Origin of the sequence: Nocardia harenae NBRC 108248 (assembly GCF_001612885.1) — a bacterium.
Classification (GTDB): Bacteria; Actinomycetota; Actinomycetes; order Mycobacteriales; family Mycobacteriaceae; genus Nocardia; species Nocardia harenae.
In genome coordinates this window covers 458,833-483,921 of the sequence record NZ_BDBH01000007.1, presented here as the reverse complement: position 1 = coordinate 483,921, position 25,089 = coordinate 458,833, and the positions used below count along the sequence as shown (strand labels likewise).

The following is a 25,089-nucleotide window of genomic DNA, read 5'->3' as shown; positions in this document are numbered from 1 at the left end:
CCGCATCTCGTTTTACGTTGTCCGGCTTTGTCGACCCCGATCGCGCGTGCGCACCGCTGTCCATGGTCCCCCTCGGTAAAGATCGAACGCTCAGCGTCGGCACAAGCCGCTACCGGCGCCCCAGCATGCGCAGGTTCGCCTCCACAGCAGACGAATAGCGTCCGTGGGCATCAATCGAAGCCTGGCGCATCGCGTCGATGCCTTCGACCACATCGGTGGCACCGGTGCGCCACTGCTCGAATGCCTGCGCCTGCGCGACCGCCGTTTGTCCCTGCCAGTTCTGCTGCAGGGCACCCATCCGCTGTTCCAGTCCGGCCAGGCTGTCGGAGAGAAATCCGATGAAGCCCGCTACCCGCGCGGTGGCTGCGTCCAGTTCGTTCAGGTCGACACGGAATGAATCGTCGCTCATCACTCCCCCTCAGATATCCAGCAGCACGATGCCGTCACTGTTCACCTGTTCCTGATCGGTGAAATTTTCTGCGCTCACCCCGAGAAGTTCGGCCATCGCGACCAGCGACTCCAGCACGGTCAGCGCACCATACCTGGTCTCGGTCCACCCAGCTCGATACGCGTCCGCGGAGCTACCTGTCCAGCCGTCGAGCAGGCGACCGATCTCTCCGTCGAGCGAGCGCAGGCCGCTGATCAAGGCATCCGCCGTGAGCTGGACGAACTGCCCTGCATCGACAATCTCGGCGGGCACCACCCGCAGGATCTCGCCGTCGGCCTTGGATGACATGGTCGACCCCTCTCTGTCATCTCCGTCTACGTCATCTCCGTCTACATACTGACGCACGGCTGGTGCCACCGGTTCCCTGCAACTTCCGGAAGATCGGGTCGCGATGTCGCCGCGATCACCGGAGCTGGCTGTAAACAAACCGAAGCCCCGGCATCGCCATCGGAATGCCGGGGCCTCGGAGAACCCTCGAACGCGCGACGACCTACACGTCGAAGTGGTGACGTCCTTGCTCCATGGCAGCGGCGCCTCCGACTTCTGGGCGATATTGAAGTCTCGCCCGGAATAGGTAACCGACGTCCCGCCCCCACTCCCGTCGACCTCGTAGGTGACCGTCACCTCCGCTTGGCCTCCTTGTCCACCTCGCTCACCGCCCCGGCTATGAGCGCCATGCACCCGCCGACGCCCAGCACGATCACCAGCGCGATCCCCCTGAGGATCCACGGCCACTTCGCCTTCTTCCGCGGCGGCTGCGTGTACCCCTGTGGCCCGTGCCCCCGAGGTACTGCCCCCGCGCCGGGTACTGTTGGGGCGCCCGTACTGATCGGTCATGAACCCCCGCTCGATGATGTCTGCTCGCTATGGGCGTGAGTCGATTGCTCATCGAACCAGGTCGAGGGCCTCTACGGATCCGTTTCCCCGACACTGTTTTCACCCCCGACTGCACGGCTACATGCCTCGCGCACGATGTCCAGCGCCGTAGCCGCGGTGACCGTCAGCCGAGTCTGCCCCGCCAGCTGGGAAACCCACTCGTCTTCGCTCGGCGGGCGATCGAACAGATGGTTCGCCGGCGGCCGATTCGTCGGTCCGTGGCGCACGAAGAGGCGGGCTGCGGCTGGGTCGATGGCCCCGATTCCGGCGAGCGCCCACAGATCCCACAAGTCGCGAGGAGCACGGCGATCGTGCCACGTTGCCGTCTTCGACGCGGCGAAGGCGGGCAGGGTCGGCACCGGCAACTGCGCCGGTGGGGCGTCGCCGTAGCGCTGCCCGAGCGGGCGGAGTTCCGTGGGCCATACCGTTCGGTCCCGCGCGGACAGCAGCTGAATCTTGATGGACAGACCGCTGTCGGCCTGCACGAAAGCTGCCTCGGTATCACGGATTCGCGGAGACCGGGTCTCAGCGTCAGCCGACCGTGGCTACGGGCAATGGCCTGCGGGAGCACCCGAGCCAGATCGGCGGCGAGCGCGGCGCGGCTGCCGAGCGCGACTAGATCGACGTCCTCGCTGAGACGTCCGGACACGAGATGGGTGCGGGGCGAGCGCGGTACCGCCGATGAAGTGCAGCCGATCCGCGAAGCGGGCGGAGATGGCCGCGAGCAGGTGCGAGATCAGATGGTCCCGCTCCACCTGTTCCGGCGCGACGCCGAAGCGGACCGCGACCTCGTCGCGCTCGTCGAGGTTCACCGCTCCCCCTGTACCCAGCTCGCGGCGCGGCGCAGCGCGCCCACGAGGCGCTGTGGCCCAGCGAGTTCTGTGAGCCGCTCGGGGTTGCTGCGCCGGTAGAGCGCGGCGATCGCGGCGCGCACGTCCGGCTCTGCATTGCCGAGGGACGGCCGCCGAGCCAGGTCGAGCAAGGTCTGCTCGGGGGTCGTCACCAGTGCGGCGCCGAGTGGCGTCGGCACCCGTTCGGCATCGAGAGCGTCGACATCGCGCCGCACGAATCGGACGGTGGCGCGGCGGTCCGACAGCGCGATCGGCCGGTACTGCGCCGGCACCGCGACCACCGCGGTGGACAGCGCGCGAGGGGTCACACCGAGCAGCCGAGCCGCGCTCACTCCCATCAGCACGGCCCTGTCGCTCCCGTAGATCGCCACAGCGATCCCCGCCGCGGTAGCTTCGAGACCGGGCAACCACGGACGACCGACATGCTCCTGCGGCACCACGATGTAGTAGCCGTGCGCGACCCGATGCAGCACACCCCGCTCGACGAGTCGCGACAACTCGGGGCGTGGATGGGCATATACGACGGCAGCGTCCCTGGTACGCACGGTTCGCAGTCGATCCACCCCAGGGCACTGACCCGGCGGGAAGCCGATGTCATCGCGGCCCTCCTGGCAACCGGTGCCGACGCCAGCTACGCGGCACAGATTCCGCACGCGCGGGTCGTCGCGACCTGGGGTCCCGGCTCACCCAGCGTCGACCTGACCGTCCTGCCCGGGGCCACCGCCGGTCCGGCGAGCGGGATCGTCGCCGAGGCCGCGGTCACCGACGGTGACGGCGCTCCGATCGGCGAACTCATTCTCTGGGCGCGAGACGGGCTGCTGAGCGCGCTCGAATACGCCTGGTACACCGACGAACGGCCCCGCTGTCTCCCCGACCTGTCCTGGATCACCACGCACTAGACCCGGAACGAACCGAAGCCCCGGCATCCCCCATCGGAATGCCGGGGCCTCGGAGAACCCTCGAACGCGCGACGACCTACACGTCGAAGTACAGCTCGAACTCGTACGGGTGCGGCCGCAGGTTGACCGGCGCGATCTCGCCCTCGCGCTTGAGCGAGATCCAGGTCTCGATCAGGTCGGGGGTGAAGACATTGCCCTCGGTGAGGTACTCGTGGTCCTGCTCGAGCCGGTCGATGACCGAGGCGAGGCTGGTGGGCGCCTGCGGGATGCCCTTGGCCTCCTCCGGCGGGAGCTCGTAGAGGTCCTTGTCGACCGGGGCGAGCGGCTCGATCTTCTTCTTGATGCCGTCCAGGCCTGCCATCAGCATGGCGGCGAAGGCCAGGTACGGGTTGCCCGAGGAGTCCGGCGCGCGGAACTCGATGCGCTTGGCCTTCGGGTTGTTGCCGGTGACCGGGATGCGGACCGCGGCGGAGCGGTTGCGCTGCGAGTACACCAGGTTGATCGGGGCCTCGTAGCCGGGGACCAGGCGGTGGTAGGAGTTCACCGTCGGGTTGGTGAAGGCCAGCAGCGAGGGGGCGTGGTGCAGGATGCCGCCGATGTAGTGCCGCGCCAGGTCGGAGAGGCCGCCGTAGCCCGCCTCGTCGTGGAACAGCGGCTTGCCGTCCTTCCACAGCGACTGGTGCACGTGCATGCCGGAGCCGTTGTCACCGAAGAGCGGCTTGGGCATGAAGGTCACCGTCTTGCCCTCGGCCCAGGCGGTGTTCTTCACGATGTACTTGAAGAGCTGCAGGTCGTCGGCGGCGTGCAGCAGGGTGTTGAACTTGTAGTTGATCTCCGCCTGGCCCGCGGTGCCGACCTCGTGGTGCCCGCGCTCCAGCTCGAAGCCGGCGGCCTGCAGGTTGGTGGAGATCTTGTCGCGCAGGTCGACGTAGTGGTCGTACGGCGCCACCGGGAAGTAGCCGCCCTTGTTGCGGACCTTGTAGCCCCGGTTCAGCTTGCCGTCCGGGTCGCGCTCGGCGCCGGTGTTCCAGGAGCCCGAGACCGACTCGATCTCGTAGAAGGCGCCGTTGATGCCGGAGTCGTACCGGATCGAGTCGAAGATGTAGAACTCCGCCTCGGGGCCGAAGAAGGCGGTGTCGGCGATGCCGGTGCTGCGCAGGTACTCCTCGGCCTTGCGGGCGATATTGCGCGGGTCGCGGGAGTAGGCCTCGCGGGTGAACGGGTCGTGCACGAAGAAGTTGATGTTCAGCGTCTTGGCGGCGCGGAACGGGTCCAGCTGGGCGGTGCTGAAGTCGGGCAGCAGCAGCATGTCCGACTCGTCGATGGACTGGAAACCGCGGACGGAGGAGCCGTCGAAGGCGAGCCCGTCCTCCACGAGGTCGGCGGTGAAGGCCTTGCCCGGGATGGAGAAGTGCTGCTGCACACCGGGCAGGTCGCTGAAGCGGATGTCGACGTACTCGACCTCCTGCTCCGCGATGTACTTGATGACCTCGTCGGCCGTGCTGAACGTCACTTGTTCTCCTTACCGATCGGTTCCCAGCCCGTGTCGATTGCGTGGGTTCGTCGAAAGACGCTATGGAGGCGGTGTTTCCCGGCAATCAAGGCTGTGTTTCGCGAGTGTTACACGTAGGGCGATTGGTGTGAGGTTGCCCGCCTCGCCCCGGGCCACCGACGATCCTGCCATGCCGCGCCCTCGCGCACGACGTGGGCACGGGTTTGCGAGGCATCGCAGCCGCCGGTTGCCCCGGTGTAGCCCCAGCTCCGAGCGGGGACGGGCGGAGCAGGCCGAACGACTCCAGCGAAGCTTCGGCAGCCGGGGCGGCCCGAGCCCGCATGGCCTTGCTCACATGCCGCGCACTGTCATCCGGGACACACCGATCGGGGCACGGTGGCCGCACCGCCATCGGTTAACTGCCGGTATGCGACGGCGCCGGGTGAAGCGGAGCCGGGCGACGACCTATCCTGGGCTCATGGCGCGTATCACCGGTTCCTGGCTGTCCGGTCCCGCGGCGGAGCCGGGCGACCCGGCCGCGTCGGGGTATCGGGGCGAGCAGTTCGGGCTGCCCGAATCGGGGCCCGGCTCGATCGCGGGCATGGGCAGGCGGGTGGTCGCGGTCTTCCTGGACTGGATGATCGCGGTCGGCATCTCCGCGCTCATCGTGCGCGGGGTGAACGCCAACCTGCCGCTGCTGATCTGGTTCGTGATCGGCATCGCGGCGGTGACGCTCTTCGGCTTCACCCCCGGTCAGTACTTCGCCAAGCTGCGGGTAGGCAGGATCGAGGGCCCGATCGCGGTCGGCTTCGTCCGGGCGCTGGCCAGGCAGGCGCTGCTGGTGTTCGTGATCCCCGCGCTCTTCACCGACGCCGACGGCCGCGGCATGCACGACCGCGCCACCGGCACCGTGCTGGTGCGCTCGCGCTGATCAGCGCCGCCGGATGGTGCGCTGCATGCCGCGCATCTTGGCGTTGCCCGGCATCGGGCCCTTCGGCAGCGCGGGGCCGCTGCGCGAGCTGAGCGCCGAGAGCCTGCCCTCGATATTGTCCATCCGCTTGGCGTCGATATTGCGCGGCAGCTTGGTGAGGTAGCGCTGCAGCTCCTTGAGCGGCACCTGGCCCTCGTCGTTGCCGATCACGACGTCGTAGATGGGGGTGTCGCCGATCAGCCTGGCGGTGCGCTTCTTCTCCTGGGCGAGCAGCGAGCGCACCCGCTGCGGGCTGCCCTCGGCGACGAAGATGACGCCGGGCAGCCCGATCACCCGGTGCACCGCGTCCAGCTGGGTGGTGGCGGCGACGCCGTTCGAGACCCGCCACTTGCCCTGCAGGTTCTCCAGCACCCAGGCGGCGGCGCCTGCCTGGCCCTCGGCGCGGGTGTAGACGGTGCGCTGCACCCGGCGGCCGAAGATGATGAAGGCGAGCAGCACGCCGAGCAGGATGCCGAGCGGCAGCAGGAACCACTGGATGCCGAAGATCAGCCCGATCAGGAAGAACAGCACGGTGCTGCCGAGCACCGAGCCGATCATCAGCGGGAGCAGCAGCTTGTCTTCCTTGCGCTGCATCTGGAACGCCTGCCACAGCTGCTGCCTGCGTTCCTTCGACTGCTGCTTGCGCGCCGCCTTCGCCGCGGCCTTCGCTTCCTTGGAAGCGGCCTTCCCTGCTGCCATGGTGCTCAGGATAGTGCCAGGCGGTTCGCGGGCGTCCCTGGCACCGGCCGCCCCGGACGGCGGCGGGGCTCGGCCTCCGGCCGGGTCCCCGCGCCACCGACCGGATCGATTCCGGCCGCGGCGGGCTCAGCCCCCGGCCGGGCCGGGTTCTCGCGCCACCGACCGGATCGATTCCGGCCGCGGCGGGCTCAGCCCCTGGCCGGGCTGGGTTCTCGCGCCACCGACCGGATCGATTCCGGCCGCGGCGGGCTCAGCCCCTCGCCGGGCTGCGGTCCGGCGGTTCGCGCCGGTCGGCGACGCCGAGCACCGAGAGGTCGAGCGGCCCCGGGTTCTCGGTCCAGCCGCTGGCCCGCAGGTCGGCGGGGGATTCGACGCCCATGGCATCGTGCAGCCCGATGGCAGCGCCCTCGGCCAGCCGCACCAGCGTGCGCTCGGAGATCGGCCAGAGCAGGGTGCGGCTCCAGTTCTCGACGTCGCGCGCCGAATCCGGGGCGGTCCAGCCCAGCTCGCGCAGCCGCTGCGCGTTCGCCGGGGAGATCGGCTCGAGCAGAAAATCGTTGCCCGCCAATTCCGCGGAGAGCCGGATGTCGAATTGCACGAATTGCGCGTAGCGGTTCCCGGAGGCGGCGATGACCAGGGTCGCCCGGGACGGGAGCTCCGCCAGGCAGCGCGCCAGCGCGCGCACGAACCGCTCCCAGTCACCGGCTGTCGAATCGTTCATTATCAATCCCCGAGCCATCGAATGCGCCGATCATACGCCCGGAGGTGCGCAGTCCTCGTCGTATTTCCGGCCGACACCGGCGTGTCCCGGCACACCGCAATTCGCGCGGCGACCCCCGATCCTGGGTCTGGCGCGCGGCCGCGCGGCGGTCGATAGTGCTCTCGTGACGATCACGACGGTGCTGCGCGCGCTGGCGGGGGCGCTCCTCGTACTCGGGATGTTCGCGCCGGTGACGGCGGCCGGGCCGCAGCCCGCGTTCCAGTGGCGCGAGGAGTACCTGACCGCACCGGACGGCACCCGGCTGCACGCCGACATCCTGCGCCCCCCCGGGCTCGCCGACGACGTGCGCACCCCGGTGATCGTGACGGTGAGCCCCTACCGCAACCAGCTCGCGTACCTCACGGTGCCACGCCCGCAGGGCGGCCCCGCCGTGGACTACCTGCCGGTCACGCAGCTGCTCGCGGCCGGGTACACCTACGTGATCGTGGATCTGCGCGGCTTCGCGGGCTCGTCCGGCTGCCCGGACTACGGCGGGCCCGGCGAGCGCGGCGATGTGCGGACGGCGGTGGAGTGGGCGGCCGACGCGCCGTGGTCGACCGGGCGGGTGGGGCTGTACGGCCTCTCCTACGAGGGCTGGGCCGGGGTGATGGGGCTGGCCGAGCGGCCGCGCGGGCTGGCCGCGGTCGCCACCTTCGGCCCCGTCGTCGATGCCTACGCCTACCTGTACATGCAGGGCATCTCGTGGCGATTCTCCGGCAAGCCGGTGGTGAAGACCGGATTGCGTCCGGCCGACGGAGTCGGGCTCGAGCACCTGCTCTTCGCTTCCATTCCGGGCCACTGGAATTCGTCGCCGGAGTACCGGGCGAATGCCGCGCAGATTCCGCTCGGCTGCTATCTCCCCTATCTCGCGGAGACCGCGAATCACGATCCGGGCACGTCCTTCTGGCGGGATCGGGAACTGGTGGAGAAGGTGCGCGGCAGCACCGTTCCGGTCTTCCTCGGCCAGGGGCTGATCGACTACAACACGCGCCCGTACCGGGTCTTCGATTTCTGGGACGCGCTCGGCCCCGGCGAGCACCGCGCCTGGTTCGGGCAGTGGGGACACCGGGATTGCCAGGACAAGTGCGCGGGCCCGGATTTCACCGCCGAGGTGCTCGCCTTCTTCGACCGGCACGTCGCGGACCGTGCCGTCGAGGTACCTGGCCCGCCGATCACCGTGAACGCGGCCGACGGCAGCTGGCGCGGCGAGCGGCAGTGGCCGCCCGCCGACGTCGCGCGGGTCGCGGTGCCGCTGCGCACCGGCACCTACACGCACCGCGGGCTGCTGCCCGGCCCGGACCGCGAGATCTGGACGATCTCCGAGCCGCTGCCGACGATCCAGCACCTCGCGGGCATCCCGACCGCGACCGTGCGGCTCGCAGGCCCGCCCACCGCGACGGTGACGGTGGAGCTCTACGACGTGGAGCCGGGCGGCCGCGCCACGGTGATCACCCGCGGCATCGCCCCCGTCACCGAGACCGCGCGGATCCGCATGCTGGCCCAGGACTGGCCGATCCCGGCCGGGCACCGGCTCGGCATCCGGATCGTGAACATGGCGGACGACGTCTGGGTCGATACCGGGGTGAACGCGCCGGTCACGGTGCTCGGCGCCGAGGTGGAGCTGCCGCTGCTCACCGCGCTGCGCACCGCCGACCTGCCGGGCGGCGCCGGGACCGACCTGCTCGAGTGGAAGGCCGAGCGGGTGCTCACGTTGGCGCCGGGGGTGGTGGAGAATGCGAGTGTGGTCCTGAACCTCCCCGCCCCGGCCCCCGCGCCGTGACCGAACCGGTCCGCCCCGTCGACGACGCGGTCGCCGAGCGCCTGGCCGAGGCGCTGCGCTGCGTGACCATCTCCACCGAGCCGCCGACGGACTTCGCCGACGGCGAGTTCGAGCGGCTCGGCGCGCACCTGGAGCAATCCTTTCCGCTGGTGCACCGGGAGCTGGAGTGCCTGCGGTTCGGGCACAGCAGGCTCTACCGCTGGGCCGGGCGGGAGCCGGAGCGGGTGGCCGCGCTGCTGCTCGCGCACCAGGACGTGGTGCCGGTGGACGACGAGAGCCGCTGGACGCACCCGCCCTTCGCGGGCGTGGTGGACGCGGAGTTCATCTGGGGCCGCGGCGCCATCGACGACAAGAGCCGGGTGCTCGCGCTGCTCGAGGCGACCGAGGCGGCGCTGGCCGCCGGGGTGCGGCCGCGGCGCACCATCTACCTGGCCTTCGGCCACGACGAGGAGACCTTCGGGGATTCCGGCGCGGTGCGGATGGCGGCGCACCTGCGGGATGCCGGGGTGCGGGCGGAGCTGCTGCTGGACGAGGGCGGGGTGATCGCCGAGGATCTGGCCGACGGGGTCGAGGTGCCGGTCGCCACCATCATGGTCGGCGAGAAGGGGTACGCCACCGTGCGGATCGCGGGTACCCAGGTGGGCGGCCACTCCTCCATGCCCGGCAAGCAGACCGCGGTCGGCCGGGTGGCCCGCGCGGTGGCCCGGATCCAGGACAACCCCATGCCGCTGCGGCTCACCCCGGTGATCGCGGACATGGTCGGCAGGCTGCGGCTGGTGATGCCGCGGCTGCGGCGGATCCTGCTGCGCGCGGCCCGGATCGCCGCGCCGGTGGTCATCCGGATCCTGGCCGCCGGGCCGCAGACCGAGGCGCTGGTGCGCACCACCACCGCGCCAACCGTCTTCCACGGCGGGGTGAAGGCCAATGTGCTGCCGCAGCGGGCCGAGGCGCTGGTGAACTTCCGCATCCTGCCCGGGGATTCGGTACAGGGCGTGCTGGAGCACTGCCGCGCGGTGACCCGCGATCCGGGGCTCACCATCGAGCTGGTCGGGCCGGCCTCGGAGCCATCCGACACCAGCGGCCCCGGCCCGGCCTTCGAGCTGGTGGCGGAGCTGGCCCGCGCGGTGGTGCCCGGCATCGCGGTTACCACCGGGCTGGTCCCGGGCGCCACCGATTCCCGGCACTACGACGGCCTGGCGGGGACCAGGTGCAATTTCGCGCCCATCGTGCTGAGCCGGGCGGATCTGGAGCGCATCCACGGTACCGACGAGCGGATCTCCCGGCTCAACTACGCTCGCCTCATCGAATTCGACCGGCGCCTGCTCGACCGGCTCGCCGGCTGACCGCACCGAGGAACCGAGGAGCACAGCGATGGCCGGCTTCACCACGAACGGCTTTCCCGAGAGCGGCACCTTCGACGGCAGCGGCGGGCGGGTGGCCTGGTACACCAGGCAGCCCGGCGGCGCCCCGCGCGGGGTGGTGATCCTGGTGCACGGCGTCGCCGAGCACGCGGGGCGCTACGCCGAGCTGGCCGAGCACCTCAGTTGCCACGGCTTCGCCGTCTACACCTTCGACCACATCGGCCACGGCGGCTCGGCCGGGGCGGGCACCGCCAACATCGGCTCCATGGAGACCGCCGCCGACCATGTGGCGACACTGCTGGACCGGGCCACCGCCGCGCACCCGCGGGCGCCGCGCTTCCTGCTCGGCCACTCCATGGGCAGCCTGGTGGTGCTGCACCTGCTCACCAGGGACACCGCGCCGGAGCTGGCCGGGGTGGTGCTCTCCGCGCCGCCGCTGGACATTCCGCTCGGCAACCCGGTGCAGCGGCTGCTCGCCCCGCTGCTCACCCGCGCGCTGCCGGGGCTCGGCGTGCTGCAGCTGGACTCCGCCGAGATCAGCCGCGACCCCGAGGTGGTGCGCCGCTACGACGAGGACCCGCTGGTGTTCCGGGGCAAGCTGCCCGCGCGCACCGCGGTGGAGATCATGGAGACCGCCGGTCGGCTCAAGGAGCGGCTCGGCCGGGTGCACCAGCCGCTGCTGGTGCTGCACGGCACCGGCGACACCATCGCCGCCCCCGCCGGTGCCGACCTGCTCGACCAGCGGGTGACCTCGACGGACAAGTGCGTCCTCCGGTACGACGGCCTCTACCACGAGGTCTTCAACGAGCCGGAGCGCAAGGCCGTCTTCGCCGACCTCACCGGCTGGCTGCGGGCGCGCAGCGGCCCCGCGCACCCGTCGGCCTGACCGCTACGCCCAGCGGCGGTAGCAGGACTGCTCGCCCTCCAGCACCCCGAGCCGGAACGCCTCCAGCCGGGCGAAGCCGCTCGGCACCACCTCGCCCTCGACGTCGCTCGCCACGAAGCCGTCGGCGAGCAGCCCGGAGACCGCCTCGTCCAGGTCGCCCGCGGAGAGCCGGGGATCGCTGCCCTCCCTGCTGAGCGCGGTGGTGACCGCGCCGGAGAGGCAGGCGGTGCGCAACCCGGCGCTCTCCGCGCCGGTCAGCTCCAGGCCGCGGGCGCGCTGCACCGCGAGGGCGTAGCGGGAGACGAAGGCGACGAAGGCGTTGTAGTCGCCGGAGACGATGGCCGAGAGCGGGGCGTCCTCGCCCGCCGTCGGGCCGCCGCGCTTCGCCAGGTCGGCGACGTCGGAGCCGACGGTGTCGGTGTCCGGACAGTAGCTCACCGGCTCGGTCGGCGCCGCGCCCGCACAGCTCCGGCCGACGCCGGAGTAGTCGAACGTCGGCGCCGTCGGGAGCGGCATGATCCGGCCGAGCGCGGTGGCCATGCTGGCCAGGGATTCCCGGTCGACCGGGAGCTGCCCCTCCTCCTCGCCGTACTCGAAGGTGACCGGGAGGCTGCCCCGGCGCGCCTGGATCTCGGCCTGATCGATCCGCTTGCAGCCGGGGACGCCGTCGGTGTAGCCGACCTGCACCGCGGTGATCCGCTCGAAGGCGGTGCCGTGCACATTGTCCGGGTCGCCGGGGTCCCGGTCGCGCACCGCGACGGTGGCGCCGAGCACCGCGTTCAGCCCGTCGGTGGTGTTCAGCGTGAAGTGCGCGGAGTCGCCCTCGGCGACGTGCCGGAGAAAGGCGCCTGCGAGGCAGTCGGCCTGCTGCTCCTGGACCAGGGTCGGGGTGGCGCGGTTCGACATCCGTGCCTGGCCCTGCACGGCGTGGCCGTACTCGTGCGCGAGCACCATGACGACGGCCATGTCGTCGAAGCTCTTCACCAGCTCCGGCAGCAGGATGCCCCGGTCCCAGCCGATGGAGTGGTCGCGGCCGCAGTAGGCGGCGTTCACGAACTGGTAGGTGTCCTCGCCGCAGAACTCGACGGCCCGGTTCCTCGGCGCGGTGGCGTCCCAGGAGACGATCCTGGCGACCGGGGCGAAGGTGCCCTGGAAGTGCTCGGGCCACTCGGCCTGCCAGAATGCCTCGACATCGGTGAGGGCGTTCAGCGCGAGCGTGTCCATGGCGCCGCCGTCGCCGTTCTCGGCGGTCTTGGTGCTGTCCGGCGCGCCCTCGCGCGGGCCGCTCGGTCCGGTGCTGGAGGTGGAACCCGCGATCTGCCAGGGGTTCTCGGCCGCGGTGGCGGCGCGCGGCTTGTCGTTGGTGAAGCCGCCGGCGCAGCCGGTGAGCAGCAGCCCGGTCGCCAGCAGGGCGGCGCAGAGCCGCGGCAGGGTCGTTCGCATTCGGTTGTCCTCCCCGGAAAGCACCGTCGAGCGTTCACATGCTAATCGCACGCGGCGGCGGGTGCCGTATCGCTCAGTCGTCCAGCCGGATCCGGGCCAGGACGGCGCGGTGGTCGGAGCGCGGGACGGTGAGGGTGCGCACCGACTCGGCGGTGCCGCCCGCGAGCAGGACGTGGTCGATGCCGATGAGCGGGCCCCAGGCGCGGTCCGCCGGGAAGGTGAGCTGGGGACCCGCGCCCGCGAGTTCGGCGGCATCGGCGAAGCGGTCGCCGAGCAAGGCGCGGAAGGCGGTGTGGTCGCGGGTGGCGTTGAAGTCGGCGCCGACCACGACCGGGCCGGTGGTGGCGGTGAGGAGCTCTCTGGTCCGGGCCATCTCGCCGGTCCACGCGCCGAAGTTGAGCGGGGGCGGCATGGGGTGGAAGTTGAGAACCTGGATCGGGCCGAGTTCGGGGTGCTGCACGGTGACGCCGAGGTTGGCCATCTCGAAGCCCGCGAAGCGGCGTTCGTCGCGGATGGGGTAGCGGCTGTAGATGCCGCTGCCGCCGCCCCCGGTGCCGGGCTGCAGGTAGCGGTAGGGCAGGTCGGCGGCGAGGCCGGCGGCATCGAGGCGGGCGACCGCCTCCAGGGTGAGTTCCTGCACGGTGAGGACGTCCACCTTCTCGTCGCGCACCACCGCGCGGACTGCCTCGGCGTCGGCGTCGCCGAAGAGCAGGTTGGATTGCAGGACGGTGAGCGGCGGGCCGTTGCCCGCGTGGCCGTCGGCGACGAAGAGCGGGAGCTGGGTCCAGAACGCGCCCGCCAGTACCGCCAGCGCCAGCGCGCCGGCGCGGTACCGGCGCGCGACCGCGAAGAGCACCAGCGCGAGCACCGCGCCGAGCATCAGGTAGGGGGCGAACGAGGCGAGCAGCACCGCCGAGAAGCGCTGCGAGACGCCGTAGTGCAGGGCGATGCCGAGCAGTGCGGCGGCGACCGCGAGCCAGCCGAGCACCGAGCTCACCTGCTGCCACCAGCGCCGCGGCGCACGCCGTCCGCCGCGCCCGCCCGCGCCGGACCCGCCGCCGGGCGGAGCGCCGCCACCGGGCCCGCCCGCCTCGCCCACGCCCCCGGCTGGGGTGCGCGGAGCGGACGTGGGCGAAACTGGCAGCGGCGACCCCGGGACACGGCTCGGCTCAGCCCCCCGGGGATCGCGGCCCGTAACGGGTGCGCGGTCCATGCGGCGAGCCTACCCGGACGGCCGACCGGCGCCGCTCCGCCGGGGCCGGGTCAGCCCGCCGCGATGAGCGCCGACGCCGCCGCGCGGTGCTCGGGATCGCGGCGGCCCTCAGCCGCCGAAGACCCGCTCCACCACGGCCTTCGCCCGCCGGGTGACGCGCAGGTAGTTGTCGAGGAACTCGCCGCCGTCGTCGGTGGGCCACCCGGCCACCTTGGCGACGGCGGAGAGCAGCGGGCCCGGCCCGGGCAGCTGGTCGCTGGGTTTGCCGCGGACCAGCACCAGGGCGTTGCGCGCGGCGGTGGCGGTGATCCAGGCGTCGCGCAGCAGCCCGACGTCATCGGCGCCGAGCAGCCCGGTCTCCTCGATCACGTCCAGCGACTGCAGCGTGGAGGTGTTGTGCAGCCCCCGCACCTCGTGCGCGTGCCGCAGCTGCAGCAGCTGCACCGTCCACTCGATGTCGGCGAGCCCGCCACGGCCCAGCTTGGTGTGCGTGGCCGGGTCGGCGCCGCGCGGCAGCCGCTCGGAGTCGACCCGGGCCTTGATCCGCCGGATCTCGCGCACCGCCTCCGCGGAGACCCCGCCCTTCGGATACCGCACCTCGTCGGCCACGTGCAGGAAGCGCACGCCGAGCTCCTGGTCGCCCGCGACCTGGTGGGCGCGGAGCAGCGCCTGCATCTCCCACGGCTGCGCCCACTGCCGGTAGTAGGCGGCATAGGCGGCGAGGGTACGCACCAGCGGCCCGTTGCGCCCCTCCGGGCGCAGCCCGGCGTCGACCTGCAGCGGCGGGTCGGTGCTCGGCGCGCCGAGCAGTTTCTGCAGCCGGTCGGCCACCGAGTTGGCCCACTTCACGGCCTTGGTCTCGTCCACGCCGGGGCGCGGGTCGCAGACGAAGAGCACGTCGGCGTCGGAGCCGTACCCCAGCTCCATGCCGCCGAGCCTGCCCATGCCGATGACCGCGAACCCGGCGGGCGCCTGCTCCCCCGACTCCACCTCGTCGGCGCGGATCACCGCCCGCAGCGACGCCTCCAGCACCGCCACCCACACCGAGGAGAGCGCGCGGCACACCTGCGGCACGTCCAGCAATCCGAGCAGATCGGCCGAGGCGACGCGGGCCAGCTCGTGCCTGCGCAGCGAGCGGGCCGCCGCCACGGCCCGCCTGGCGTCGTCGTAGCGCGCGGCGGCGGTGAGGATGCCGCGCGCGACCTCCTCCGGCTGGGTGCGGCAGAGCAGCGGCCCCTGCGGGCCGTCGGCGTAGAGCCGGATCGTCTCGGGGGCGTTGATCAGCAGGTCGGGCAGGTAGGCCGAGGAGCCGAGCACGATCATCAGCCGCTGCGCCACCGCGCCCTCGTCGCGCAGCTCGCGCAGGAACCAGGTCTGCTCGTCCAGCGCCTCGGAGACCCGGCGGTAGGCGAGCAGCCCGGCGTCCGGGTTCGGGGTGTCGCCGAGCCACTCCAGCAGCGTCGGCAGCAGCAGCGTCTGGATCCGGCCCTTGCGCGCCACCCCGCCCGCGAGCGCGCGCAGGTGGCCGAGGGCGTGCTCCGGCTCGGCGTAGCCGAGCGCGGCCAGCTGCCTGACCGCCGCCTCCGGGCTGAGCCGCAGCGCGTCCGAGTCCAGCCGGGCCACCGACTCCAGCAGCGGGCGGTAGAAGAGCTTGGCGTGCAGCCTGCGCACCCGCACGGTGTTCCGCCGGATCTCGCTGACCAGCACCCCGCCCGCGTCCTGCTTGCCGTCCGGGCGGACGTGCGCGGCGCGGGCCAGCCAGCGCAGCCCCTCCTCGTCGTCGCCGGCGGGCAGGGTGTGCGTGCGCTTGAGCCGCTGCAGCTGCAGCCGGTGCTCGAGCAGCCGGAGGAACTCGTAGGAGGCGGTGAGGTTGGCGGCGTCGTCGCGGCCCACGTAACCGCGGTCGGCCAGCGCGGCCAGCGCCTCGGTGGTGTTCTGCACGTGCAGCGCCTCGTCCACCCGGCCGTGCACGAGCTGCAGCAGCTGCACCGCGAACTCGACGTCGCGCAGGCTGCCGTGGCCCAGCTTGAGCTCGCGCTCGCGCAGGTCGGCGGGGACCAGATTCTCCACCCGGCGGCGCATGGCGCGTACGTCCGTGACGAAGTCGGGGCGCTCGGAGGCGGTCCACACCATGGGCATGAGCGCGTCCCGGTACGCCCGGCCGAGCTCGAAATCGCCGGTGGCGGGGCGCATCTTGAGCAGCGCCTGGAACTCCCAGGTGCGGGCCCAGCGCTGGTAGTAGGCGAGGTGCGAGTCCAGGGTGCGCACCAGGGCGCCGGCCTTGCCCTCCGGCCGCAGCGCCGCGTCCACGTCGAAGAAGGCGGTGCCGCCGACGGTCATGAGCTCGGCGGCGAGCCGGGTGGCGGTGGCGTCGGCCGGCTCGGCCACGAAGAGCACGTCCACGTCGCTGACGTAGTTGAGCTCGCGGGCCCCGGTCTTGCCCATGGCGATCACCGCCAGCCGGACCGCCAGCGGCGCGTCCTTGCAGACCCGGCCGATCGCCACCGCGAGCGCCGCGGTGAGCGCGGCGTCGGCCATGTCGGCGAGCTGCCTGCCGACCACCTCGTAGGGCACCACCGGCTCGTTCTCCACGGTGGCGGCGAGATCCTGCGCGGCGAGCAGCATGAGCTGGTCGCGGTACCGCTTGCGCAGCAGCGGAACGACTTCCGGGCCGGTGCGCGCGGCACGGAAGACCAGCGGCCCGGCGGCGGGCCCCTCCTCCGGCACCGCGTCGACCACGGCGAGCAGCTCGGCGCGGAGCTGCTCGGCGCTCGGCAGCTCCGTGCGGCGCAGCTCCGGCCAGGCGGCCGGGTCGGCGACCAGGTGGTCGCCGAGCGCGCTGGACGAACCGAGCAGCGCGAAGAGCCTGCCGCGCAGCGACTTGTCGGTGCGCAGCGCCGAATCCAGCTCGGCCCAGCCGGTTCCGAGCGCCTCGCGCAGCCGCATGAGGGTGCTCAGCGCCAAGTCGGCGTCGGGCGCGCGGGAGAGCGCCCAGAGCACCGGGATGCTCTCCACGTTGTCCCACGCCAGCTCGCGCAGGGCGGCGGCGGCGGTCGGCTCGAGCAAGCCGAGCCGTCCGACGCCGGGAACAGCTGAGCGCGCAGTCGGGGGCCGGACCATGGTCTAAAGCTACAGCCACGGTCTCCGGCGGACGCGCTCCGCTCGTCAGAGCTCCCTATAGACGCGCTCCGCTCGTCAGAGCCCCATATACTCGCGCAGCTCCCACGGGGTGACCTGGCTGCGGTAGTTCGCCCACTCCTGCCGCTTGTTGCGCAGGAAGAAGTCGAAGACGTGCTCGCCGAGCGCCTCGGCGACCAGCTCCGACTTCTCCATGGCGGCCAGCGCCTCGTCCAGCGTGCCCGGCAGCTCGCGGAAGCCCATGGCGCGCCGCTCGGCCGGGGTCAGCGCCCAGACGTCGTCCTCGGCCTCCGGCGGCAGCGTGTACCCCTTCTCGATGCCGCGCAGCCCGGCCGCGAGCAGCACCGCGAAGCTCAGGTAGGGGTTGCAGGCGGAGTCGGGGCTGCGGATCTCGACCCGGCGCGAGGAGGACTTGTTCGGCGTGTACATCGGCACCCGGACCAGCGCGGAGCGGTTCGACCGGCCCCAGGAGGCCGCGGTCGGCGCCTCGCCGCCGTGGATCAGCCGCTTGTAGGAGTTCACCCACTGGTTGGTGACGGCGCTGATCTCCGGCGCGTGCTCCAGGATGCCCGCGATGAAGGCGCGCGCGGTGGCCGAGAGGTTCTGCGAGTCGTCCGGGTCGTGGAAGGCGTTCGCCTCGCCCTCGAACAGGCTCATGTGGGTGTGCATGGCCGAGCCCGGGTACTGCGAGAACGGCTTGGGCATGAAGGTCGCGCGCACGCCCTCGTCGATCGCCACCTCCTTGATGAGGTAGCGGAAGGTCATGACGTTGTCGGCCATGGAGAGCGCGTCGGCGTAGCGCAGGTCGATCTCCTGCTGGCCGGGCGCGCCCTCGTGGTGGCTGAACTCCACCGAGATGCCCATGGACTCCAGCGCGTCGATGGCGTGCCGCCGGAAGTTCGGCGCCGAGTCGTGCACCGCCTGGTCGAAGAAGCCGCCGGTGTCGGCCGGGATCGGGTCGCTGCCGTCCGCCGGGCCGTTCTTCAGCAGGAAGAACTCGATCTCCGGGTGCACGTAGCAGCTGAATCCGACATCGCCCGCCTTGTTCAGCTGGCGGCGCAGCACATGCCTGGGGTCGGCCCAGGAGGGCGAGCCGTCCGGCATGGTGATGTCGCAGAACATCCGCGCGGAGTGCTGGTGGCCCTTGCTCGAGGCCCAGGGCAGCACCTGGAAGGTGGAGGGATCCGGGCGGGCCACCATGTCGGCTTCGGACACCCGGGCGAAGCCCTCGATGGCCGAGCCGTCGAAGCCGATACCCTCTTCGAAGGCGCCCTCGAGTTCGGCCGGGGCGATCGCCACGGATTTCAGGTAGCCGAGCACGTCGGTGAACCAGAGCCGCACGAAGCGGATGTCACGTTCCTCCAGGGTCCGCAGCACGAATTCCTTCTGGCGATCCATGGTGGCGAGCGTAAGCATCCGGCGTTAAATCCGTGTTACATGCGGACACGACTTCGCTACAGCTTCATCTGTGACAGAGCTCACAGCTCACCATTGGCCGTGGTGAGCCGCTCAGCAGGTGAGCCCCGGCGCCGGTTCGGTCAGGTTCACCAGGTACTCCACCACCGCGCGATCCACGCACTGCACCCCCGCCACCAGCGCGACCGTGTGCCGGTTTCCGCGGTAGGTGATGAGCGCGGCGTCCAGCTGGGCGGCCAGCTCGACCCCGGCCTGGTACGGCGTCGCCGGGTCCTCGGTGGTGGAGACGACCACGGTCTTCGGCAGCCCCGGCACCTCGAGCCGGTGCGGGGTGCCCGAGTTCGGCACCGGCCAGGCCGCGCAGAGCTCCAGCGGGGCGGCGCCGGTGCCGCGGCCGTCGTCCAGGAACGGCGCGGCGGCCCGGAACTCGGTGTCCTGCCTGCCCGCCACGGCGGGGTCGGTGATCCGCGGGTCGTCCACGCAGCGGATGGCGTTGAAGGCGTCCTGGGTGTTGTCGTAGCTGCCGTCCTCGCGCCTGCCGTCGTACATGTCGGCGAGCTGCAGCAGGGTGTCGCCGCGGCCGTCGCGCAGCTCCTCCAGGCCGAGGGTGAGCACCTGCCACAGGTCGTCCGCGTAGAGCGCCTGCTGCACGCCGGTGATGGCGTCACCGTAGCTGAGGCCGCGGGTGTCGGTGGTGGCCGCCGGGCGCTCGGCCAGCGGGTCGACGAGGGCGCGGAAGCGGGCCACCGCGGCGGCGCGGTCGGTGCCGAGCGGGCACTCGGGGTCCTCGGTGCACTGCGCGGCGTAGCCGTCGAAGGCCAGCTGGAAGCCGGCGGCCTGGCGCAGCGATTCGGCCACCGGGTCGCTGGCCGGGTCGACCGCGGCGTCCAGGACGAGCGCGCGCACCCGGTCCGGGAACTTCTCCGCGTAGGCCGCGCCGATCCTGGTGCCGTAGGAGTAGCCGACGTAGGTGAGCGCGGGGTCGCCGAGCACGGCGCGCACCACGTCGATGTCCTGCACCACCTCGCGGGTGCCGACGTGCGCGAGGAACTCGGCGCCGGTGCGCTCGGCGCAGCGGCCCGCGTAGTCCCGGTTGTCGGCCTCGGCGGCGGCGATGCCCGCCGGGTCGTTGTCGGTGGGCGGCTCGGCGCGCTCGGCATCGGCCTCCTGCGGCGTCAGGCAGGCGATCACCGGCTGCGACGCCCCGACCCCGCGCGGGTCGAAGCCGACCCGGTCGAACCGCTCGGCCAGCGGGGTGCCGGAGCCGAGGCCGGTCATGCCGAGCCCGGAGACGCCGGGGCCGCCGGGGTTGAGCAGCAGCGAGCCGATCTTCCTCCCGCTAGCGGGCACGCGGGAGAGCGCGATCTTCGCGGTCGGGCCGGCGGGGTCGGCGTAATCCACCGGGACCTCGATCCGGGTGCACTCGGCGTTCGGCGCCATGCGCTCGTCCGGGCCGACGAAGCCGGCGCAGGACTGCCACTCCGGGCGCTGGTCGTAGAAGCGCTCCAGGCCGGTGGGGGCGGGCGGCAGCGCCACCGGCTCGCTCCGGTCGATCGTGCAGCCGGTCAGCGCGGCCAGCGCGAGGATGGCGAGCGCCAGCGCGGGGGCAGCGCCGCGCGGGCGGGGCGCGCCGAGCGACCGCGCCGCCGCGCGCACCGGCCGTCCGGCCGTCCGGCTGTACCGCCACCCGCGCTCCGATCGCATACCGACGATCCTGGCAGAGCCGGGCGACCGGGTCGCTATCGCGCGCCGCGCGGGCGTGGAATCGCCGCCTTCGGGCCCGAGCGGCACGGCGGGCGCACGCACCCGGCCGGGCTGTGACCGATCGCACCGCGGGCGGGGCCTGTGCCACCGCCCGGCCCGGTGGCACACTGGAACCGTCACCCCACCCGGGGACCCGTATCGGGCCTCGAGGAATCGACGAAAGGGACGACGATGTCCGTATCCGGTGCCGAAACCCCCGCCTACGGCGCTGCCCCCGGGGCCGCCCCGGCCCGCCGCAAGACCCGCGTCCAGCACCTCGCCCAGCTGAAGGCCGCGGGCGAGAAATGGTCCATGCTCACCGCCTACGACTACTCGACCGCCCGGCTCTTCGAGGAGGCCGGAATCCCGGTGCTGCTGGTCGGCGACTCCGCGGCGAACGTCGTCTACGGCTACGACACCACGGTCCCGATCACCGCCGACGAGCTGCTCCCGCTGGTCCGCGGCGTGGTCCGCGGCGCGCCGAGCGCGCTGGTCGTGGCCGACCTGCCGTTCGGCAGCTACGAATCATCGGCGCAGCAGGCGCTGGCCACCGCCACCCGCTTCCTCAAGGAGGGGCAGGCGCACGCGGTCAAGCTGGAGGGCGGCGAGCGGGTCGCGGAGCAGATCGCGCACATCACCGCCGCCGGGATCCCGGTCATGGCGCACATCGGCTTCACCCCGCAGAGCGTGAACACGCTCGGCGGCTTCCGGGTGCAGGGCCGCGGCGACGGCGCCGAGCAGCTGATCGCCGACGCCATCGCGGTCCAGGAGGCGGGCGCCTTCGCCGTGGTGATGGAGATGGTCCCGGCCGAGCTGGCCGGGCAGGTCACCCGCAAGCTCACGATCCCGACCGTCGGCATCGGCGCCGGGGCCGAGTGCGACGCCCAGGTGCTGGTCTGGCAGGACATGGCCGGCTACACCAGCGGGAAGACGGCGAGGTTCGTGCAGCGCTTCGGCGCGGTCGGCGACGCGCTGCGCGATGCCGCGACCGGCTACGCCGACGCGGTGCGCCGGGGCACCTTCCCCGCGCCGGAGCACACCTTCTGACCGGAGCCGGTGGCAGACTCGGGGGAACCGAATCACCCGAACGACACAGAGGTTCCGATGCCGCTCCCCCGTTGGATGTCCCGTAGCGCGCTGCTCGCCGCCGCCCTCACCGGCGTGGTCGCGCTGACCGCCTGCGGCGGCACCACGTCCACGCCGACCGGTAGCGCGGGCAGCACCACCACCGCGCCGAGCAGCACCGGGGGCACCGCTCCGACGACAACGCCGGGCGCGGCCGCCCCGCTCACCGTGCCGGACGCGGCCGCCACCGACCTGTGCGACATGCTGCGGCCGGAGCTCTCCAACTTCCGGGTGCAGGGCCCGACGCTCGGCCGGATCGGGCTGAACGCCCTCGTGCACGAGTGGGCGCTGCGCAACGGCGGCATCAACGGGCAGGTGCTCGCGGACAAGGCGGTCGTCGACCGCACCCTCACCGGCGCCTGCCCGGACGTGCACCAGCAGGCCATCGAGGCGCTCGGACTGCCGAACCTGGCCGCGGGGATCGCCTTCTGATGCGTACCCTCTACCCGCCGATCACCCCGCACGAGAGCGGCATGCTCGCCGTCGGCGACGGCCAGTCGCTGTACTGGGAGGTGAGCGGGAACCCCGCGGGCAAACCGGTGGTGTTTCTGCACGGCGGGCCCGGTGGCGGCACCGCGCCGTTCCACCGGCGGTTCTTCGACCCGGCGGCGTACCGCATCGTGCTTTTCGACCAGCGCGGCTGCGGCCGCTCGGCGCCGCACATCGCGGACGGCGCCGATCTCGCGGTGAACACCACGCCACACCTGATCGCCGATATCGAGGCGCTGCGCACCAGGCTCGGCATCGAGCGCTGGCAGGTCTTCGGCGGGTCGTGGGGCTCCACGCTGGCGCTCGCCTACGCCCAGCGGCACCGGGAGCGCGTGACCGAGCTGGTGCTGCGCGGCATCTTCCTGCTCCGGCGGAAGGAAATCGACTGGTATTACAACGGCGCCGCCGGGTACCTCTACCCCGAGGAGTGGGAGCGGTTCCTGGCACCCGTGCCCGCGTCCGAACGCGATGGCGACCTGGTCGAGGCCTACCACCGGCTACTGCACTCCCCGGACGAGGAGCAGGCGCTGCGGGCCGCGGTCGCCTGGTCCACCTGGGAGGGCGCGACGAGTTCGCTGCTGCCGCAGCCGGACCGGGTCGCCGAGACCGCCGAGCCGCGCTTCGCGCTGGCCTTCGCGCGGATCGAGAACCACTACTTCCGCCACGGCGGCTTCCTCGACGAGGGGCAGCTGCTGCGCGACATCGACGCGCTGGCGGACGTTCCGGGCGTGATCGTCCAGGGCAGGCACGACGTCGTGTGCCCGGCGACCAGCGCCTGGGAGCTGCACCGGGCCTGGCCGGGCTCGGAGCTGCACGTGATCGACGACGCGGGACACGCGGCCGTCGAACCCGGTATCACCGATCGCCTGGTCAGGGCGACCGACAATTTCGCAAAGGAATCACCATGACCGCCACCGCGGGAGCCGCCGCCGTCACCGCGCTGGGCGAGGACACCGACCGCCTGCTGGCCGCCGAGCCGGACGTGCGGGCGGACGCACCGGACTCGGTGCACCAGATGCGGGTCGCGACCCGCCGCCTCCGCAGCGTGCTCCGCTCCTACCGCACCCTCTTCGCCGCCGAACCCGCCGCCGCGCTCGGCGCCGAGCTGAAATGGCTGGCCGGGGTGCTCGGCGAGGCCCGCGACGCCGAGGTGCGCGCCGAGCGCTTCGCCGGGCTGGTGCAGGCGCACAGCAAGCGCGGCACCGTGCGCAGGGACGCGCTCGCCGGCAGGCTGGTGCGTGCCGAGCGCGACCGCTACGCCGCCGCGCACGCCGCCGTGCTCGAAGCACTGGACGGCGAGCGGTACGCCGCGCTGCACGCGGAGCTCGCGCGCTGGCGCAGTGGCCCCCCGCTGCTGCCCACCCGCTCGCAGCTACCCGCGCCGCAGGTCTTCGAGGGCATTCTGCGGGCCGACCGGAAGCGGCTGACCAAGAAGGCGGGCAAGCTGGACTCGGTCTCCGGCGCCGAGCGGATCGAGCTGCTGCACGACATCCGCAAGTCCGCCAAGCGGCTGCGGTACTCGTGCGAGGCGGCGACCGAGACCATCGGGGACGAGGCGGCCGCGGCCGGGAATCGGGCCAAGAAGGTGCAGACGGTGCTCGGTGATCACCGGGACGCGGTGGAGTCGCGGGAGGCGATTCTGGTGCGGGCGCAGCAGGCGGAGGCCGATGGTGGTGCGCGGAAGATCTACGCTTCGCTCGCGAGAGCCGAGCGGAAGGCGGCCAAGAAGGCGCTGGCCAAGTACCCTGCGGCGCTGGCGAAGCTGAAGGAGCACGGACACGTCCGGGTGCCGGAGAAGGTACTCACCAAGGCCGGGGCGCCTGCCACCAATGGCAGCAAGCCCATGCCGGCGACCGCGAGCTGAGGGGCCGCAGGCGGCTGGGCCGTGCCCGGCGGGCCGGGCGCCATGTGCTGGGCAGGCCGGGCGCCGTGCCCGGCAGGCCGGGCGCGCCGTACACGGCAGGCCGGGCGCCGTACACGGCAGGCCGGGCGCCAGGTGATGGGCAGCGCCCGCGGAGCGCGCTGGGCGGCCCACTGCGGCCCAGCGGATCGGCAGCTGTCAGGCCGGGTAGCCGAACGTCACGGTGCGGGCGGACGGGTCGGCGCGGGTGAGGCGGGCGCGGATGCGGGCACCCTCCGGGGGCTCGCCGGTGCAGGCCGCGAGGATCGGCGGGTCGGCGATGAAGATCTCGGCGGGCTTGGTATCCGACGCCTCGCGCAGCACGACCGCCTCGAACTCGGCCCCGACGCGCGGCGCGAGCAGGCTCGCCTCGGTGTGGTCGACGCAGGCGCGGTCCACCCTGTTCGCCACGGTGTCGCTGCGCTTCATGGAATCGGCGGCGGCGGTCAATCCGGTGCGGACCCAGGCCGGGATCTCGGCGGCTGCGCAGCGGGCGAGGCAGATCTCGGTGGTGAAGCGGTCGGAGAGCCGCCGCAGCGGGGCGGTGACGTGCGCGTACGGCGCGCCGAGGCCGCTGTGCGCGGGATCGTCCGGCGGGGTGGCGGGTGCGCCGTCGACGCCGAAGGGGCGGTACGCGGCGCCGCGCAGCAGCGTAGTCGCCTCGGAGTTGAGCACCAGCCCGGCGGGGGTGTTCGGGTCGAGCGCGGCCAGCACGCGGCCGACCGGGAGTTCGGCGGGCCAGGCGACGCCGAGCGCGGCGGCGGTGCGGCGCATGGCGGCGACGGCGGAACCGGGCGGCGCCGGCATGGTGCGCAGCAGGCCCACCGGCGCCTCGGCATCGAGCATGATGCGCGCCGCGCACATCCCGACCAACAGCGAGACCTGCTCGTTCCAGTCGTCGGCCGCGGTGCGCGGCTCCAGCACCAGCCGCCAGTGCCCGCTCGCGCCGTCGTCCGCGACGACGCTCTGCGCGGGCAGCCGCAGCGCGATGGCGCCGCGCGCCAGCCCGGCCTCGATCCGCAGGGCGCCGAATTCCGGCAGCGCCGCGATGGCGGCGGGCAGCGTGCCCGCGTCGGCAGCGGCCTGCACCCCGGCGTAGTCGAGCCGGGCCCGGGAGCGAATGAGCGCGCGCTCGACCCGGTAGCTCCGCGGAGCGGCGTGCTCGTCCAGGTCGACGGTCCACAGCGCGACCGGCCGGTCCACGTCGGGCAGCAGGCTGGCGGTGCCTTCGGAGAGCACCGGCGGGTGCAGCGGGACGCTGCCGTCGGGGAGATAGTAGGTCTGGCCGCGGGCGCGGGTCTCCGCGGCCAGCGCGCCGTCCGGCCGGACCACCGCGGCCACGTCGGCGATGGCGTAGTGCAGGGTGAAGCCGGTTGCGGTGCGGGTCAGCCGGACGGCTTGGTCCAGGTCCATCGCGCCGGGCGGGTCGATGGTGACGAACTCGAGGTCGGTCCGGTCGCGGCGAAGGCCCGCGAACGCGTCGATCGCGTCGCGGGCCTCCGTGACCGCTGCCTCCGGGTACCCCGTGGGGAGGTCGAATTCGGTGCGCACGGCGTCGAAGCCGACCGGCGCGGAGCGGATCCGCCGATGGAGTTCCACG

General features: G+C 72.6%; 23 protein-coding genes. 9 read left to right on the top strand and 14 right to left on the bottom strand.

All coding sequences use genetic code 11. From position 1 onward, the window contains the following. Positions 1-109 precede the first annotated feature (109 nt). The 5 genes from NH2_RS17795 to NH2_RS17780 form a co-directional block, all read right to left on the bottom strand. On the bottom strand, positions 110-409 hold the full coding sequence (locus NH2_RS17795; RefSeq protein ID WP_157103829.1) for a WXG100 family type VII secretion target: 300 nt from the start codon (positions 407-409) through the stop codon (positions 110-112). 9 nt (positions 410-418) lie between these two features. Beyond that, positions 419-736, bottom strand: a complete 318-nt coding sequence (locus NH2_RS17790) for a WXG100 family type VII secretion target (RefSeq protein ID WP_067655040.1) — start codon at positions 734-736, stop codon at positions 419-421. 620 nt (positions 737-1,356) lie between these two features. After that, on the bottom strand, positions 1,357-1,809 hold the full coding sequence (locus tag NH2_RS29890) for a nucleotidyl transferase AbiEii/AbiGii toxin family protein (RefSeq protein ID WP_245650626.1): 453 nt from the start codon (positions 1,807-1,809) through the stop codon (positions 1,357-1,359). A 60-nt stretch (positions 1,810-1,869) separates the two neighbouring features. Then, positions 1,870-2,136 carry a hypothetical protein gene (locus tag NH2_RS29885; protein WP_245650625.1) on the bottom strand — a complete coding sequence of 89 codons (267 nt, stop codon included), beginning with the start codon at positions 2,134-2,136 and terminating at the stop codon, positions 1,870-1,872. Beyond that, entirely contained in the window at positions 2,133-2,615 is a 483-nt protein-coding gene (locus tag NH2_RS17780; protein WP_439951755.1) for a type IV toxin-antitoxin system AbiEi family antitoxin, read from the bottom strand. Before NH2_RS17780 ends, NH2_RS29885 begins: the two co-directional genes overlap by 4 nt. 12 nt (positions 2,616-2,627) lie before the next feature. On the opposite strand from NH2_RS17780, the gene NH2_RS17775 reads away from it, so the two are divergent. Next, positions 2,628-3,074 (top strand): hypothetical protein, encoded by a 447-nt coding sequence (locus NH2_RS17775; RefSeq protein ID WP_245650624.1) that lies wholly within the window; start codon positions 2,628-2,630, stop codon positions 3,072-3,074. A 76-nt stretch (positions 3,075-3,150) separates the two neighbouring features. On the opposite strand, the gene glnA (NH2_RS17770) is transcribed toward NH2_RS17775, so the two are convergent. Then, on the bottom strand, positions 3,151-4,587 hold the full coding sequence (glnA, locus tag NH2_RS17770; RefSeq protein ID WP_067655038.1) for a type I glutamate--ammonia ligase: 1,437 nt from the start codon (positions 4,585-4,587) through the stop codon (positions 3,151-3,153). 457 nt (positions 4,588-5,044) lie between these two features. Between glnA (NH2_RS17770) and NH2_RS17765 the strand changes: the two genes are divergently transcribed. After that, entirely contained in the window at positions 5,045-5,497 is a 453-nt protein-coding gene (locus NH2_RS17765; RefSeq protein ID WP_067655035.1) for an RDD family protein, read from the top strand. Here NH2_RS17765 and NH2_RS17760 read toward each other — a convergent pair whose 3' ends face one another. Together NH2_RS17760 and NH2_RS17755 are read right to left on the bottom strand one after the other, a co-directional pair. Beyond that, positions 5,498-6,235, bottom strand: a complete 738-nt coding sequence (locus tag NH2_RS17760; protein ID WP_067655033.1) for a DUF4191 domain-containing protein — start codon at positions 6,233-6,235, stop codon at positions 5,498-5,500. 250 nt (positions 6,236-6,485) lie between these two features. Next, positions 6,486-6,956 (bottom strand): TY-Chap domain-containing protein, encoded by a 471-nt coding sequence (locus tag NH2_RS17755; protein WP_067655030.1) that lies wholly within the window; start codon positions 6,954-6,956, stop codon positions 6,486-6,488. 163 nt (positions 6,957-7,119) lie between these two features. On the opposite strand from NH2_RS17755, the gene NH2_RS17750 reads away from it, so the two are divergent. From NH2_RS17750 to NH2_RS17740, 3 genes are read left to right on the top strand one after another with little or no spacing between them, the layout of a single operon-like run. Then, on the top strand, positions 7,120-8,775 hold the full coding sequence (locus NH2_RS17750; protein ID WP_245650623.1) for a CocE/NonD family hydrolase: 1,656 nt from the start codon (positions 7,120-7,122) through the stop codon (positions 8,773-8,775). After that, positions 8,772-10,118, top strand: coding sequence for a M20/M25/M40 family metallo-hydrolase (locus tag NH2_RS17745; protein WP_245650622.1), 1,347 nt, complete (start codon positions 8,772-8,774; stop codon positions 10,116-10,118). The genes NH2_RS17750 and NH2_RS17745 overlap by 4 nt, the downstream gene beginning before the upstream one ends. A gap of 28 nt (positions 10,119-10,146) precedes the next feature. Further along, positions 10,147-11,022: an alpha/beta hydrolase gene (locus NH2_RS17740; protein WP_067655027.1), complete on the top strand. Its 876-nt coding sequence runs from the start codon at positions 10,147-10,149 to the stop codon at positions 11,020-11,022. Between the two features lie 3 nt (positions 11,023-11,025). On the opposite strand, the gene NH2_RS17735 is transcribed toward NH2_RS17740, so the two are convergent. The 5 genes from NH2_RS17735 to NH2_RS17715 form a co-directional block, all read right to left on the bottom strand. Next, entirely contained in the window at positions 11,026-12,465 is a 1,440-nt protein-coding gene (locus NH2_RS17735) for a neutral zinc metallopeptidase (protein ID WP_067655024.1), read from the bottom strand. Positions 12,466-12,538: 73 nt separating this feature from the next. Then, complete coding sequence (locus NH2_RS17730) at positions 12,539-13,462, bottom strand: endonuclease/exonuclease/phosphatase family protein (protein WP_245650621.1); 924 nt, start codon at positions 13,460-13,462, stop codon at positions 12,539-12,541. 324 nt (positions 13,463-13,786) lie between these two features. Continuing rightward, entirely contained in the window at positions 13,787-16,798 is a 3,012-nt protein-coding gene (locus tag NH2_RS17725; RefSeq protein ID WP_067655022.1) for a bifunctional [glutamine synthetase] adenylyltransferase/[glutamine synthetase]-adenylyl-L-tyrosine phosphorylase, read from the bottom strand. 75 nt (positions 16,799-16,873) lie between these two features. Continuing rightward, positions 16,874-18,214: a type I glutamate--ammonia ligase gene (gene glnA, locus NH2_RS17720; protein ID WP_067655775.1), complete on the bottom strand. Its 1,341-nt coding sequence runs from the start codon at positions 18,212-18,214 to the stop codon at positions 16,874-16,876. A 111-nt stretch (positions 18,215-18,325) separates the two neighbouring features. Continuing rightward, a complete protein-coding gene (locus NH2_RS17715; RefSeq protein WP_084505627.1) occupies positions 18,326-19,936 on the bottom strand; it encodes an alpha/beta hydrolase in 1,611 nt (536 codons plus the stop codon). A 231-nt stretch (positions 19,937-20,167) separates the two neighbouring features. Here NH2_RS17715 and panB point away from each other — a divergent pair, with 231 nt between their 5' ends. The 4 genes from panB to NH2_RS17695 are packed head-to-tail and all read left to right on the top strand — an operon-like array spanning position 20,168 to position 23,453. Beyond that, entirely contained in the window at positions 20,168-21,022 is an 855-nt protein-coding gene (gene panB, locus NH2_RS17710) for a 3-methyl-2-oxobutanoate hydroxymethyltransferase (protein WP_067655020.1), read from the top strand. A gap of 57 nt (positions 21,023-21,079) precedes the next feature. Then, entirely contained in the window at positions 21,080-21,532 is a 453-nt protein-coding gene (locus tag NH2_RS17705; RefSeq protein ID WP_067655017.1) for a hypothetical protein, read from the top strand. Further along, positions 21,532-22,497 (top strand): prolyl aminopeptidase, encoded by a 966-nt coding sequence (gene pip / locus NH2_RS17700; RefSeq protein WP_067655015.1) that lies wholly within the window; start codon positions 21,532-21,534, stop codon positions 22,495-22,497. Before NH2_RS17705 ends, pip begins: the two co-directional genes overlap by 1 nt. Next, on the top strand, positions 22,494-23,453 hold the full coding sequence (locus tag NH2_RS17695) for a CHAD domain-containing protein (RefSeq protein ID WP_084505626.1): 960 nt from the start codon (positions 22,494-22,496) through the stop codon (positions 23,451-23,453). Before pip ends, NH2_RS17695 begins: the two co-directional genes overlap by 4 nt. A gap of 195 nt (positions 23,454-23,648) precedes the next feature. Here NH2_RS17695 and NH2_RS17690 read toward each other — a convergent pair whose 3' ends face one another. Further along, a complete protein-coding gene (locus NH2_RS17690; RefSeq protein WP_067655012.1) occupies positions 23,649-25,088 on the bottom strand; it encodes an RNB domain-containing ribonuclease in 1,440 nt (479 codons plus the stop codon). Position 25,089 lies beyond the last annotated feature (1 nt).